Source organism: Halorubrum sp. BV1, assembly GCF_000746205.1.
Lineage (GTDB): Archaea > Halobacteriota > Halobacteria > Halobacteriales > Haloferacaceae > Halorubrum.
Genome location: NZ_JQKV01000001.1, coordinates 492,341 through 505,728, shown reverse-complemented (window position 1 = coordinate 505,728; position 13,388 = coordinate 492,341). Strand labels below are relative to the sequence as shown.

Sequence of the window (13,388 nt, the reverse complement as noted above, 5' to 3'; positions counted from 1 at the left end):
ATTGTCGAGGTATGTGCAATGCCGAAAATCAAGGACACCGAGACGACCCTCTTAGATAGATCACCGATACTGGGCAGCAGACGGCCTGAAATTCCGATTTACATCGGAACCGAAGGGGCGTGCCTAACACGAAAACACCGGAACCGATGGGACGTCACGACCAATATCTCGAACAGCGCCATCTGAAACGGTCGGCTTCTGACCTAGCGTTTTCGGTTACTTCCTTGGTCGAAGGCATGTATCGATGACTTTCTGGTTTCTGATACTAGATCGCGAATATCATTGAGCGAGAGAGGGTCGATGTCCTGACGGTTCCCTGTCTCCGTGTACAGGATGCTGGCTGCGATTTCACGGTCTGGGTAAACCTCGCTAGCAACGTGGTAGTAAACGCTCAGTTGCTTGCGGTACTCCGCTTCACCGTGCCGGCCGCGGTCAGTCTTGTAGTCGACAATCTCGACGCGGTTCGGCGTCAGGTGAACGAGGTCGACAACGCCGGAAATAGTCACGCGCTCGCCGTCAACTGTGAGCGGAAGGTGCGCGTCTTCTTCGACCAACAATTCACCATCGAGACTGTCGATGAACCGCGCGACGTTCGTTTCGTCGACGTCTCGTGGTTCGACGTTCTCACCGAGTGCATAAGCCTCGGCGAAGTCGTGTACCTTCGTGCCGAAGTCGGTTCCTCGGCCACCCTCGACGTCCTCGAACACCTCGTCGCGCATGAGTGTGTGCGGAGTGTGTCCTCGTGGGCCCTCTGGGACCGACATCTCGACTTGGAGCGCAGTCTGTTCCGAGCCCTCTTGCGTGGTCTCTGCGACGTCGGGGGAGACTGTCTCTACCTCGACCGGGAGTTCTTCGATGAAGGTGTTGGGGTCCTCGCCAGCGGTGAGGACAACGTGACTCTCTGCCCGCGTGATGGCGACGTAGAGGAGACGGCGTTCTTCATCGTAATCACGGGGTAAACACTTCTGGAGGACGTCGGCCTGCCAGTTGTCGAAGACGTGTGGCATCCCGTGCGCTTCCTCAGAGTATACTTTGCGCTGACGCAAGCCGACAGGATCGTCGTAGCGAATGACTCCACCACCACCGCCGCCTGGCGGGAAGCGTCCGCTGTTCATGTTCGCGAGGATGACTATGGGGTACTCGAGACCCTTCGTGGCGTGAATCGTCTGGACAGTCACTGAGTTCGTGCCGGCGCCGGCGTGCACCTCATGGGTACTCCCAGCCTCGATCGCACGTTCGATGAACCGGATGAGGTCGCCACGCGTCTGTGTGGTAGCGTTGTGGACGGACTGGAGCGTGTGGAGGACAACGTCGGCGGTCGGTCCGTTGTAGCCATAGCGGGCGAACACGCGCCGTGCGACGCCGCCGAGCGTCTCCATCGACCGCAGTTCCTCGCGGAACGCCGCCACGTTCTCGGGGTACACCTCGCGCTCGAGGATCGTGTCGATCTCGTCGAGCGTATAACCCGCTCGCTCGAGTACGACTGCCCAACCGCGGTCGATGTCGTCTTCGAGAATGCGCAGCCAGGCGAGCAAGAGCTTCGCCTGGTCAGTTCGGAAGAGCTCGATACCACCCTCGTACGCCATCGGAAGGCCATACTCCTCGGCAGTCCCGAGCAACTCGCGACCGAAGTCACGAGTGCGCGTCAGCACCGCAATGTCACCGTACTGCGGCGCACGGGGACCACCGTCCTCGTCCTCGACGCGGTAGTCCTCGTTGTCGACGATCTCCTGGATCTTTGCCAGCACCGCCTCCTGCTCCTCGTCGCTCTGGACAGCCTCGATAGTGGTGTTCTCGTGGTCCGCGTTCGACTCCAGCGAGACGATCCGGTCGTCGACCGCCTCAACGTCGACATCGTCGCGATTCGCCGCAGGGACTCGTAGGCCGTGTTCCGAGAAGTCGAGAATCTCCTGGGTGGAGCGGTAGTTCTCGACGAGTTCGATGGTGGTGACGGGGCTCGTCGGGAACGAGATGCGTTCGTGGTCGCTGTTCAGCTGGTCAACGAACCGATCGAGGCGGTCTTCGAACTCGACGATGTTGTCGACGTCGGCGTATTGGAAGCTGTAGATGCTCTGTTTCCAGTCTCCGACGACGCAGATGTTGTTCGTGCCCGCGAGTAGGAGTGCAAGTTTGAATTGGATCTCGCTGGAGTCCTGGAACTCGTCGATCATCACGTAGTCGAACGCGACGTCGTCGCGCAGCTCGTGGTTCTCACAGAGGAGGACGAACGCGAACAACTGGAGCATCCCGAAGTTCAGGTAGTTCCGCCGCAGCGCAAACCGCAGGTACTCGTGGTAGAAGTCGTGGACGAACTGCTTCAGTTCCTCCCGGTCCTCCTCGAAGACTCGCCGTGCGAGGTCGTCGGGCACCTGCTTGCCGCTCCCGCGAATTTCCGATTTCTCGGGTGCATCAGGCAGGTAGGTCTTGTTCCGGTCGTACCGGCCGAGTTTCGACCGGAGCAGCGACTGCTTGCTCCCGCCGTTCCGCGGTTCGTTCAGGTCGTCGAATTGCCGTTTGAACGCTGCGAAGTCGCCGTCGAGCTGCTGCTCGCCGTCCCTGTACCAGCCCTCGGCGTTGGGGAACACACCCTTCGCTGCGAGCTGATTGATGAGATCGAGCAGTTCGTCCGGGTTCGAGAGCGCGCGGAAGACGTCGTCGTACTCGGGATGGTTGTCGCTGAATCGATCGATGAATTCGCCGAACAGCGCTTGCTCGACGAGCTCGTCCTCGATGATGCGCGTTGACCCGGTGATGCGGTCGTCGATGCCGAGGTAGGTTGGCGCGGCGTGACCGTGCTCTTCGAGGACGTCGTGGCACAGCGAGTGGAACGTCTGGATCGGCGCGTCCGCGAGTTCGCGCATCCCGTAGTGGCAGTGCCCGACGATGCGCTCTTTCATCTCGGCGGCCGCGTTGTTCGTGAACGTCACCAAGAGAACGTCCTCCGGATCGACGCCATCTTGGGAGACGATGTTGGCGTAGCGGCGCGTCACTGTGAACGTCTTGCCCGTGCCGGCGCCGGCGTCGACGAGGTGGAGACCGTCCGTGCTGTCGATGAGTTCCTGTTGCTGGTCGTTCGGTTCGAGGTCAGTCATCGGTCGCCCTCCAAGAGTAGGTCGCGGTTGTCCACGTAGCGGTAGTTTGGTTCGCCGCCGAGTCCTTCGACCGGGAAGCGCTCCTCTCCAGCGCGCCGGCGATTCAACTCCTCGAGCCGCTCGTCGACGAACGCTTCGAACGCGTCGAGGTCGTCCTCGAAGAAGGCCTGCCCACGGACGCGCGTTAACTGGCGCATCGCCTGCTTGCAGCCCGACTCGACGTACTTGTAGTCGCCGACGCAGTTCTTCATTCGTGCCGTCAATTCCTCGCCGAACGCCGACGTGATGAGTTCGTCGCTGTCAGTTGTTTCCGGGAGAGGAGTCTCGTCGAAGACCGCAGCGTAGTCCTCGTAGTCCACCTGCGAGAGCGTCTTCTGGCAGTTGTTCGCGCCGTCCTCGATCAACTCGTCGAAGAAGGCCTTCGAGCGAGCGTACTCGTCGAACGGCATCGGGTGGTACGAGACCGTCGTCAGCGTGTCGTCGAGGTCGACCTCGCCCGCGACGACGTCGTCGAGCGTCTCGAGGAAGTGGAAGAACGTGAACTCCAGTTGCTGGTCGGGATACTGCGAGCGCCAGTGCGTGAGATACAGCAGTGCCTGGAAGTTCGGGGAATCGCTGGGCGGGTCAAGCGACGAATTCTTGACGACCTGGGAGGCTCTCTTGCGACGGCCACTCTTGTGGTCGACCAGCCGCGACGGCGAGTGAATCAGGTCGATCTTGCCTTTCAGACCCAGGTCATCGTTCTCGAACCACCGTTCAGTGATGGGTGAGTCGACAGGCCTGTCGAAGCGCTCGGCGAAGACGTTTCTTCCCCAGTCGCTCGTGGTGGTGAGGAACTCGCCGTCGACCGGCGTGTTCTCCTCGAAGAACGCGACGATGGTTTCAAGGCCAGCTCGGTACTTCGTCCGTCGAGTCGTTTCGTCGACCGACCGGACGAATGGTCGCGTCTCTTCGAGAATGTACTCCACAACGTCGTCGATGACGTCCTCATCGACGAAGTTCGGGTGGTGAATGTAGAACTCGGCGAAGTCGTGGAAGAGATTTCCCTCCTTGAAGTAGTCCTTGTCGGGGCCGTCGACGAGCCTGCTGAAGAAGTGGTCGCGGGGCGAGTTGACGTACGTGCCGAGACTCGACTGGCTGATCGTCGAGACTTCGCTGGTGGTGGCGTCGACCGGTTCCTTCTCGAAGCCGCCACCGGGACGATCGAACCGTCGCGTGTGCGTCTCCGAAGGCAGGTCGCTGAAGCGCTCGAACTCCTCGTCGAGCAGTTCCTCGAAGTACAGGCACGGCGTCACCGGCGAGCCGCCCTTCGCGTCCTGCACGAGGTAGTATTGCGTCGCCCCGCTCTGGAGGAGGAGCTGGAACTGCTGGATGTTGCGCGTGTACTGGGCGTCCTGGTCGACCCAAGGTCGCCGTGGGGCAGAGTGCGTCCAGTCCTCGTCTAGACCCAGATAGAAGACGACCGGGCGGTCGACGTATGCGGCCGACTTCGCGTCGGCGAGCAACACCCCCTTGTTCTCGCGGTCGACGGGGACCTCGTAGCTCTGGAGGTAGAACACGAGCTGGTCGACGGCGCGCTCGGTTGCGCGTGTGTCGGCGATGCCGAGCGTCTCCAGCTCGTCGCGGAACGCGTCGAGTCGGCAGTCTGCCCTGTCTTCGAATCTGTCGAGCGCCTCGGCGAACGTCCGGTTCTCGATGTGGTCACAGAAGTCGACAACCCAATCCAGTTCGCGGTCGTCGAGTTCGTACAGCCGTTTCTCGTCGTGTTCGACATCCAGCGAGACGTCGAGTCGAGCGAGGAGCGGTCGTATCTCGCCGACGCGGGTGTCGGTGCCGCCGTGCCCCGCACGAAGCAACTGAACGAACGTGCGGTTGTCGGGATCGTCGACAAAGCCGGGACCACCGTAGAATGGGATGTCGTCGGCCTCGAAGGCAGACTCGATGAGTGCAGAGAATTCACTCCCCTGATCAAGCACGACGGCGACGTCGCCGGCGTTCTCCTCGGTGACCGCGTCGACGACTGTGTCGACGATCGCCGTCGAGGAGTCGAAGATGTGGAACCGTGGATGGTTGAACTCCTGCTCCCCGAACGTATCGTACGTATCGTAGTCGTTTGGGAGGATCGAGCGCTCCAGTTGGGTCAGCTGGTCGTACCCAACTATGGCGACGTCCCGGTCGTCGTCGATACGATACTCAGTAAGTCGCCGCGATGTCGTCTCGAGGTCGGCGATGTATTCGACGGCTTGGCGTGTGGCGGTGTCGACGTACGCGTCGTAGTCGAGGATCGCCTCGAGACGGCCGTGGTGTTCCCAGCACTGGAGGATGTTGCCGATGGCGTAGGCGCCGCGCTTCCAGTCCAAATCAGTCTGCTCAATGAGTTCGAGAAAGGCGATGCGGTCCTCGGCTTCTTCGCGGCGACCCGCGGCCAGCCGGCGGGGTGTAATTGCGAACGAGCCGAGATGTGGCCTGTCGATACGGCGATTCAACGCGCTGGCCAGTGGCGCGTCTGGGACCACAACGAGGTCGTACCCGGCGACTTCCTCGTAGAGGTCGTCAATCGGTTTAGCCCGGAGAAATGACACGACGGAAAGAGCCGGCTGTCAACTAATAAAGGTTCATAGAGTGTGAATATCGTGTTCAGTAGACCGTCTTTCTGAGGAGCATACTCTGAACCGCTGATCACCAAAATAGTATAGAGTCTCGTGCTGTGTTTCGTTGACATGGATACCATTGACGTCACTCCGAACTAGAAAGGGTCGATCGGAGAAACGCTCGTGCTTCATGGTCGAACGATACCACACCCGGTTGAGGAAGCCATTGAGACGCTCGTTGAAGAGGAGTACGAAGTAGCCGAGAATACGCCCATACGCATCCCTAACGAGCACGCGACCTACCTGAACTTGTCAACAGGAGATGGTGGTTATATTTCGACTCGGACAGATGGAGCGTTCTCTGCGAAGTGGATCCCTGCACACCGTGAAAATGAGGTTACAAGATCACCCGAGGGTCACGTTCAGGATCAGTGGAAGCTGATGACCGAATCAGCGTTCTTTCCCATTGAAGTAAAGTCAGGAAAAGTACGCAGAGTTAGAACGAGATCAGAAGGAAATCTTGGAAGCCGTAGCGAATGCAAACACGCGAGAACATCCCCTGGTAGTCCAAGTGAATATTGACAAGCTACCTGAACAGTATGGGGTCTCGGTACGGTTTCTGTGATCCTGGTCCGCACATACTGATGAGACCTTCACGCGCTCATCGTCTAGGTTGAGTGGGTTTTGAGGCACTCAAGCCCTGAAGATGGTTGAATGTAGAACTCGGCCAATGAAACAGGATCTGTCGCTGTGTTCTCACCGCTCAGAGGAAATAATTCCTTGAAGTAAGAAATATAACCCCAGAAAGCCTGGGTTCTGGTATGAGCAACTCTGAGCGGGAAGGGGGGCCACCCAGTTTCGATGATCCGTTCGGAGAAACCGATGTCGAGCAGCAAATTTACGCGACGATCCTCCAGACACGTGAGCCGACAGCGGCAAGCGGAATCGCTGAGCGCGTCGATTGCGATCCGAAAACCGCACGGAAGTATCTCCGGTGGTTCGCGCAGCTGGGCATCGTCACCCAGCACGAGGGGCGCCCAACGACCTACGAACGGAACGATTCGTATTTCGAGTGGCGTCGCGTCAACGACCTCGCAGCCGACCACTCAGGTGAGGAGATACAAGCGCGAGTTCGAGAACTCACCAACCGCATCCACGAGTACGAACAGCGGTACGACGCCGATAGCCCGGCTGACGTTGATGCGGTCGCTGCCGCGGAGAGCGACGAACATGAAACAATCGACGACGTGTACGGTGACCTCGGAGACTGGGCGACGGCACGACATGAGCGCCAGCTCTACGAACGTGCTCGTCAGCGACACGCGGGAACAGGAGACCGGGAGCAGGCACCGAGTTAGATGGTTCCGCCAGCCGGTGATGGGGGGAGCCCTGCACCGATAGATCGCCAGATCCTCGAGTACCTTCGAGAGCGTCTCGAAACCACAGCTCAAGTTGCAGACGCGACGATCACGGACGCTGAAGGCCATCTCGTACTTCGAGTACAACTCTCGAATACCTACTATCCAACCGACGTCGAAGAAGCCACTCTCCTCGTGCGCTGGTACACGAACGACGATTGTAAGATTCACTACCGCGAGGTCCACCAAGACTCCGAGTGGGAATGCCGCTGGGATCGTCACCCGAACCCTCACAACACACGAGACCACTACCATCCGCCACCGGATGCACCGATGCTTGGCGACAACGCTGACTGGCCAGCGGACTACCGAGAAATGCTCACGTTCGTTCTCGACGAAATCGAAGTGCGGATCCACGAACTCTGGTCGACGTAGCACGTGGGATGCAGGCGTCGGTAATAGCGGCCCGAGCTAGGATCTAAACGGGCAACGGACTGTCTTGCGCTCGTACACCTCCCCATCAGCGTATTGCCAGTGCTGCGAGCAAACTCATAGGGAGATGTGTGGCTCTCCTCTGCTTAGACTCGGACTCATTTCTCACCTCTTCATCCTCTCGCCAGCAGTTCCCAGAGTGAGGCTCAACAGGTCATCGAAAAATTAGGGAAAACGCCTGTTCTCAGAGCCGGTCCAAGTAGTCGCGCCGCTGTTCCATCTTCTCTTTCTCGGTGCGCCGATCGTAGTGCTGTTCGATGACCGCGGGGCTCACGTTCGCTCGGTCACTCACCACGTTGTCCGGGAGGTCGCTGTTGAGCGAGTGCGTGATGCTGCCGCGACGGATGGCGTGGGGATTGACATTTGCGGGACAATTGAACGCCTCTTGGTCGTCGACAGCAGCCTCACACATCTCTGAATCCCGATCTTCAGGACATTCCGCTCCACGGAAGCACGGCCGGGTCGCCTGGTAGACGTACTTCCTGAGCGTAGTCTTGTGCGCACGACCCTGTCTCGATGCAACAAGCGGTTCACGGCCGAAGTCGTCAGTAACGTTCGGTCGCTTCTCTTCGATCCAGTCGTCGAGCAGCATGCAGATGTCGTCGGAGAGCGCCACGAGGCGCTCACCGTCTTTCTTGTTCTTGATCGGGGTGTCCGTCTGGGGACGGTGACGCACCTCAAGATACTGCTCGCTGGGGTTGTAATCATCGACGTCGAGCGCGTTGACGCTGCTGACACGCATCATTGTATGCCACATCAACGCCACGGTGACGTGCTGGCGGGACGCGTAGTCGTACTTAGCAAGGTACGAGAGAACCGCTTTGGCTTCCTCTGTTTCCAGCATCTCGTCGCGGGTGTTCTGCTCGGGCGTCATCGACGGCGAACGGACCTTCGTCGAGAGGTCTTGCTCGACGCCGTCGACTGACTCGGCCCAGCGGATGAACACGCGCAACGTGTCCATCTGAGTCTTCTCGCTGGCGACAGAGAGGTCACCGTCGTCGCGCCGCCAGAGGCGGTACTGCTGGATCTTGCGACCGGTGAGATTGTTGAGGTTATCGATGTCCTCCATCTCGCACCAACGCAGGAAGTGCTTGAGGCGGTACCTGTGCGACTGGATCGAACTCTCAGCGAGTTCGGCTTCCTTGTCCGTGAGGTACAGCTCGAGTGCTGTCTCCGGATCGATTGGCTCGAGACTCATAGTCGTGAGTCGCGAACCCATAACGTGTCGATCTGAACGCCGCGATTTCTCTCCGTTCGTCAAACCGAACGAGAGGAATTCTAAGAGCGTCTGAGGGCCTATGAGCCTGCAGCGCCCATCCTGCCGCATAACACCTAGGAGTCAACAGACGGCGACGTGGTGTATTTAAACCTTCCTCCGATATTGGAGTAGAGTTCATTATGCCACGTCATCCCCATCTCCTCCGTCGTGCGATTTACTAGAGTCAATATTACCGCAGTTCATAATAAAGCTACTGGAAATTGACTTTCTGGAGAACGTTTCAGCCTCTCTAGCGGTCAGCTCGCCACCTCCGCCATCGTTCTTGTTCAATAGTTTGTATTCCCAATAGAATTATTGTAGTCTAGCGCCAACCGCTACGTATGACAGATGAATCAGGGACCGAACTCTGGAAAGAGCACCAGAGCGCCTTCGACCGCGTGCGCGCAGTCGCCGTTACAGTTTCCGAGCCCAAACCGGCCGACTGGATTGCAGAGCAGGCCCACGTCGCGGGAAACACTGCGCGTGACCATCTCCAGCGCCTCGTCGAGATGAACGTTCTCCGAACCGCTACCGGAGGGACCGCGACCCGGTATGAACCAGACCCGCTCTACACGCGAATGCAAGCTCTCCGCAACCTCCTCGACGACCGGACTCGCGACGACCTTCTCGAACTGCGTGGCGACCTACAAGAGCAGGTCGAGGAGTGGCAGACCGAGTACGACGCGGATTCACCGAGTGACCTTCGCGAGCGGGCGGCACATGCCGATACTGCCGAGGCAACACGAGAGATGCGCCGGACTGCGAACGACTGGGACATCATCGCGTATCGTCTCCAACTTGTAGAGGACGCTATCGAGCATTACTCTGACTACGCTGGAAGTACCCCGGCACCTGCCTGACTGGATGTTCGCGTTCGACGGCGGCTACGACCCCGGACAGGCATCGCACACGATTCTCCTCGAACTCAGACGCACGATTGAGCGACACCCTGCCGTCCAACATGCGGGTGGGGAGCCGCCCGGCCAATTCATCCGTGTCGTTGCGACACTTGACCCTGCTATTCTCGGAAGCAACGCAGACGAGGCAACACTCACCCTTCGTTGGTACGCGGGCGAGGCTGCTGACGCAGACCCAGAGTTCGCCTTTCATTACAGCGAAAGTTCAGGCTTCGACTGTGGGTGGCACCACGAGCCGAATCCGCATGTGGCTGGACGGACACACTATCAAGAACGTCTCTCACCGGGCGATGAATACGAGTACGAGGCGGTCTCTTTCAATAGTCTCCGGCCAGTACCGTTGCTCTGGGAAATTCTCGACCGGCTTGAAGCCCGTCTCACCGACCGCTAAGCAGTTCCAACGAAGTGGCTGAGCTGGAGAAATCCCCTCCCAAGCGGAAGAACGGACACGACCAATTGGTTCCGAAAACGGCCCCTCTGAGTCGTGCGATTCACTCCGCAAATCGGGATGACCTGCGGTGAGTCCCCTCGCGACACGGACGTGATGCGAACCGGGATCCGCTCGAACGCTGCATTCGTCCGCGTTTCCGACGGTTAAATCGGATTAATTGGGCGAAAAACGGGCGAACGGCTTGCGGTATTGAAGGTGGTAGCGCCCCGAGCGGGAGGTGCCCATGAACGCTATTCGAACGACGCTTTTCGCCGCGCTCGTCGCGACCGCACTGATCGGAGCCGGCGCGGCGGCCGGTGCCGTCTCCGCCGCGCCCGGACCATCCGACGCACCGGGCGGCGGGGCGGACGCGACCGCCGCCGGCCCGCCGAGCGACCTCCCAGAGCCGGTTCCCGACTTCGTCGGTGAGATCCTCTCCGGCGTCACCGACTTCCTCTCCGGCGATGTCGAGGGTCTCGGTGACACCGTGAGCGACATCGCGGGTGACGCGAATCCCGGTGACGCACCAGACGATGGGGGTGCCTAGCGTGTCCGATCGGCCGCTCGCCGCCGACACGCTCGGTCGACGGCGCTATCTGCAGGCCAGCGGTGCCGCTGCGCTCGCGACCGCCGGCCTCGCCGGTTGCATCGGCACGGCGACCGGGACGCTGGCGACTCGGGTGACAGACCAGCCGGCGGACATCGCCGACTTCGAGTCGCTCGTCGTCACCATCGAGGGAATCTGGCTCGGTCCCGAGGGCGCAGAAAGCGGTGCCGACGGCAATCAGACCGACGACGCGGATGGTGCGGCAGACTCGGACGCTGACGGGAATCAGACGAGCGACGGTGGAACCCAGTCGGACGACGGAGGTGGCGAGTCCGAGCCGGCCGGCCGCGAGTACCTCGAGTTCGACGAGCCACAGGAGGCTGACCTCGTCCGGCTACAGGACGGCGAAACGCAGCTCATCGACGAGCGAGAGCTGTCGGTCGGCAGCTATCAGTTCCTCCAGCTCGACGTCTCGGCCGTCGACGGGACGCTTTCCGGCGGCGACGAGGCGACGGTCGATCTCCCGGGGAACGCCCCGCTCACGTTCAACGAGGCGTTCGAGGTGCGCGAGAACACCCGAACGACCTTCACTGCCGACTTCGCCCCCGTCCGCCGGGGAACCGGCTCGTACCTGCTCCGTCCCGTCCCGAGCGGGATCGAGGTCTCGTACGGTGATACCGACGGCGGCGACGATGGCGACGGCGGTGACGGCAGCGCCGCCGACGGGTAACGACGACAGGGTGCGGGCGAGACGCACCGACGCGCGTCTCGTCCGCGCTTCGCGATCGGCGTGCACGCCCCTCGGTCCCCCGTGGAAGTCGCGCGACTCCGGGCCGGCGACGGCTCGCATGACGGCGACTTCGGGGTTAGGGCTGGGAGCGGTCCCGGGAGTAGGGGACCAGGGGAATGCACGCTCGCGTCGGTCCCCGAGCAGAGGCACACGATTCGGTTCGACCGGCTGACGCAGGCGACTGCGTTCGGGCGGTCGAACGTCCCACCTACGCGACGAATTGCGCCGTTGGCGCGCGTATCCTCACGCGTGCGACGGTCACGCCGTCGCAGCGGATTCTCCGCTGACGGTTCGGTACACTGGCCCGGCGAGCAGCAGCACTCCCGCGCTCGCCATCGCGACGAGTGCGGCCGGGTCGACGACTGAGAGGTCGCCGGCCGCCAGCCGGTCGATCGAGACGCCGACGGCGACGCCGAGGAGCACCCACGGCAGTTCACCGACTGCGGTGCCGACGAGGAACGGGCGGAGCGGCACGCCCGCGACGCCGGCACCCAGCGAGACGGCGTCCGAGGGGAGGGGGAGTAGCCGCGCCGCGGCCACTGTGCGCGCGCTCCCGGCGACCGCGGTGAGTCGCTCGCCGGCGTCACAGACGCGGGCGGTCACGCGTCCCACGCGGCCGTCGGGGGACCGTGCCCGGCCGGTCCGAGCGAGTCCGTACGGGGGTATCGCGGTCGCCGTCACGAGCACGACGCCGACCGGCACGCCGGGCCATCCGTACCCGAAGCCGACCGCGGCGGAGAGCAGCGTCGTCGGCCACGCTATCGCCGGCCGAACCGCGGCGAGGCCCACCAGCGCGACGCCGAACAACGCCGGTCGATCCGCGAGGCGAGTGAGCGGGCCGGTAACCGCCGCCGGCGACGCGGTCCACGTGATCGCGACCGAGACGGCGACGGCGACGGCTGCGGCGGCGTACCCCGTGGTGGCGGCCCGACGAGTCACGAGACGGGGTCTCCCTTCGGAGGATAAACGCTTTGTGGGTCGCCCGGCCGATTCACGAGAGCTTCCCGAGCGCCTCGAAGAAGTCCGACGGCGGTCCCGCGATCCGCATCGGCGGCGTGGTCCGCTGGACGGTTACTTCGGCGGGCGCGTCGAGTTCGGTCACGTTCCGGCCGTCGCTGACGACGACGGCCTCGTCGCCCTCGATTGACACGGAGATAGTCGAGTCGATGTCGGTCACGAGCGGCGGCATCCCGCCTTCGGCGACCATCTCGGTGACGACGAGCCCGCTCACGCTCGGGTGGACGAGCGGCCCTCGTTCGGAGAGGTTGTACGCGGTCGAGCCGGTCGGCGTCGCGATCAGGACCCCGTCCGCGTGGCCGCCGGTGTACCGCGAGCCGTCGACGTGGACCACGTAGTCGATCCCGGCTCCCGGCCCGCGGCGGCCGCCTTGAATGACGATCTCGTTCGCCGCGGGCACCGACGTCCACGCGCCCGACCGGGCGGCGAGCCGCGGCACCTCGCGGACGGCCATCTCACCGCGCGCGAACGCTTCGACCTCGTTGCAGACCGCCTCCGTAGCGTTTTCGGGTGACACCGCGTTGAGAAAGCCCACCTCACCGAGGTTGATCCCGACGATCGGCGTGTCGCCGGCGTTGCGCGCGGCGAAGAGGAACGTCCCGTCCCCGCCGACGGCGACTGCGAGATCGCAGTCTGCAAGCGCCTCGACAGAGCGACCGTCGGCCGCTCCGTCGAGGGCGTCTGCGGTCTCCGCGTCGACCCAGACTGACGCGCCGGCCGCGGTGACGGCGTCTCTGAGATCGGCGGCGACCGCGACCGCTCGGTCGCTCCCCTTTCGCGCCACGATGCCTACGTCCATGCGCCACCGATTCGACCGGGCGAACAAAAGGGTGCGGACATCGCCCGGTGTGGCGACTTCTCCACTGCCGACCCGTCGGGTGACCCGCGCTCCCGGA

11 protein-coding genes are annotated in these 13,388 nt (G+C 62.0%); 6 read left to right on the top strand and 5 right to left on the bottom strand.

Annotated elements, in window-relative coordinates; all coding sequences use genetic code 11:
* Positions 1 to 203 precede the first annotated feature (203 nt).
* Complete coding sequence (locus EP28_RS02555; protein ID WP_049982427.1) at positions 204 to 3,092, bottom strand: UvrD-helicase domain-containing protein; 2,889 nt, start codon at positions 3,090 to 3,092, stop codon at positions 204 to 206.
* Positions 3,089 to 5,674: a PD-(D/E)XK nuclease family protein gene (locus tag EP28_RS02550; protein ID WP_049982426.1), complete on the bottom strand. Its 2,586-nt coding sequence runs from the start codon at positions 5,672 to 5,674 to the stop codon at positions 3,089 to 3,091. Before EP28_RS02550 ends, EP28_RS02555 begins: the two co-directional genes overlap by 4 nt.
* An 830-nt stretch (positions 5,675 to 6,504) precedes the next feature.
* Here EP28_RS02550 and EP28_RS14740 point away from each other — a divergent pair.
* Positions 6,505 to 7,041 (top strand): DUF7342 family protein, encoded by a 537-nt coding sequence (locus EP28_RS14740; RefSeq protein WP_049982425.1) that lies wholly within the window; start codon positions 6,505 to 6,507, stop codon positions 7,039 to 7,041.
* Positions 7,042 to 7,476 carry a toxin-antitoxin system TumE family protein gene (locus tag EP28_RS14735; RefSeq protein WP_049982424.1) on the top strand — a complete coding sequence of 145 codons (435 nt, stop codon included), beginning with the start codon at positions 7,042 to 7,044 and terminating at the stop codon, positions 7,474 to 7,476.
* A gap of 241 nt (positions 7,477 to 7,717) precedes the next feature.
* Here EP28_RS14735 and EP28_RS02535 read toward each other — a convergent pair whose 3' ends face one another.
* Positions 7,718 to 8,731, bottom strand: coding sequence for a tyrosine-type recombinase/integrase (locus EP28_RS02535; protein WP_049982812.1), 1,014 nt, complete (start codon positions 8,729 to 8,731; stop codon positions 7,718 to 7,720).
* Positions 8,732 to 9,132: 401 nt separating this feature from the next.
* Between EP28_RS02535 and EP28_RS02530 the strand changes: the two genes are divergently transcribed.
* From EP28_RS02530 to EP28_RS02520, 4 genes are all read left to right on the top strand, one after another.
* On the top strand, positions 9,133 to 9,651 hold the full coding sequence (locus tag EP28_RS02530) for a DUF7342 family protein (RefSeq protein ID WP_049982423.1): 519 nt from the start codon (positions 9,133 to 9,135) through the stop codon (positions 9,649 to 9,651).
* Positions 9,652 to 9,655: 4 nt separating this feature from the next.
* Positions 9,656 to 10,099 carry a hypothetical protein gene (locus EP28_RS13595; RefSeq protein ID WP_196219587.1) on the top strand — a complete coding sequence of 148 codons (444 nt, stop codon included), beginning with the start codon at positions 9,656 to 9,658 and terminating at the stop codon, positions 10,097 to 10,099.
* Between the two features lie 283 nt (positions 10,100 to 10,382).
* Positions 10,383 to 10,685: a hypothetical protein gene (locus EP28_RS02525; protein WP_049982422.1), complete on the top strand. Its 303-nt coding sequence runs from the start codon at positions 10,383 to 10,385 to the stop codon at positions 10,683 to 10,685.
* 1 nt (position 10,686) lies between these two features.
* Positions 10,687 to 11,415, top strand: a complete 729-nt coding sequence (locus EP28_RS02520) for a DUF4382 domain-containing protein (RefSeq protein WP_049982421.1) — start codon at positions 10,687 to 10,689, stop codon at positions 11,413 to 11,415.
* Positions 11,416 to 11,733: 318 nt separating this feature from the next.
* Here the strand turns inward: EP28_RS02520 and EP28_RS02515 are convergent, their stop codons facing one another.
* Positions 11,734 to 12,414 (bottom strand): TVP38/TMEM64 family protein, encoded by a 681-nt coding sequence (locus EP28_RS02515; protein ID WP_049982420.1) that lies wholly within the window; start codon positions 12,412 to 12,414, stop codon positions 11,734 to 11,736.
* A gap of 52 nt (positions 12,415 to 12,466) precedes the next feature.
* Positions 12,467 to 13,291, bottom strand: coding sequence for an NAD(+)/NADH kinase (locus tag EP28_RS02510; protein WP_049982419.1), 825 nt, complete (start codon positions 13,289 to 13,291; stop codon positions 12,467 to 12,469).
* Positions 13,292 to 13,388 lie beyond the last annotated feature (97 nt).